General features: G+C 64.1%; 1 protein-coding gene. It reads right to left on the bottom strand.

Translation table 11 applies throughout. The features are described 5' to 3' along the window. On the bottom strand, positions 1 to 1,054 hold a 1,054-nt coding region (locus P3T23_RS47830), incomplete at both ends, for a YadA family autotransporter adhesin (RefSeq protein WP_429322977.1).

Genomic DNA, 1,054 nt, shown 5'->3' with positions numbered 1-1,054 from the left:
CAGGAATCATCGTCAACGCCGTCGCAGCCGCGACACCGGAGTAGGCGCCCTTCGCTACGTCGTTAATCTGATTCTGGACGCCGGCGATACGCTGATCGGTGTAGTCCTTGGCCGTCGTGCCGGCCGGCAGCGGTCCCACGGCTGCCGCAATCGAGTCATTCAGCTGGCCAACATTGACCGCATCAGTCGATGCCGTACCCGCTGCGACGTTAGTGACCTGACGTTCGTTGCCCGCCGAACCCACCGACACCGAGCCGGCGCGATCGGCCACTGAATCATGGCCGAGCGCAACCGAGTTGGCAGCGTTTGCCTGCGCGCCCGAGCCGATCGCCACCGTATTGTCCGCCGCAGCGCTGGCATTTGAACCCACGGCCGTGCCGTAGTTACCTGCCACCGTTGCGCCCGAGCCCGCAGCCGTACTCCCCGTCCCGGCACCCGGCACTGCAGCGTTGATCACAGCCTGGTCGCCACTGTTCGGCTGGGTGTCGTTCGCGTTGAAGTACGGGTTTGAACCACCACTGTTCTCGACGGTCGTCACCCGGCCGTCAATGCTGGTGACGTAGTCCTTCAGCTCCGACAGCTGGCCGAAGTTCACTGCGTCGTACTGGCTTGTGCCGCTGGCAACGTTGGTCAGCACCACCGGACCTGCCGAAAGTCCACCACCCAGCGTTATGCTGTTGTAGTTCGGCATGCCGTTGGCGTTCGTATCATAGGTCACCGCAGCAATCGTCTGCCCGTTGTTACCGATCAGGCCCGACGCCTTCAGCTGGGACACGTTCACCGCGTCCGTGTCTGCCGTACCGGCAGCCACGCCCGACAGCACGCGCTCGCCCGCCGTACCGGCGAAGTTCACTTCATTGCCGTCCGTGTCCTTGCCCACCGTGAGCGCTTCGCCTGCCCCCGCCTGCTGCACCAGACCGATGCCCGTATTGTTCAGGCCGCTCCTGATGCTGGTCATGTCGCCTTCCACCGTCGTCACCCGGTTATCCAGGTTCGTCACGTTGGTGTTGGTCGCAAACAGCTGCGAGCCGTTCACCGCGTCCACGCTCGACGC

It is taken from the genome of Paraburkholderia sp. GAS448, assembly GCF_050435685.1.
Lineage (GTDB): Bacteria > Pseudomonadota > Gammaproteobacteria > Burkholderiales > Burkholderiaceae > Paraburkholderia.
The sequence above is the reverse complement of the archived record's forward strand: the minus strand, read 5'-3'. Positions and strand labels throughout refer to the sequence as shown.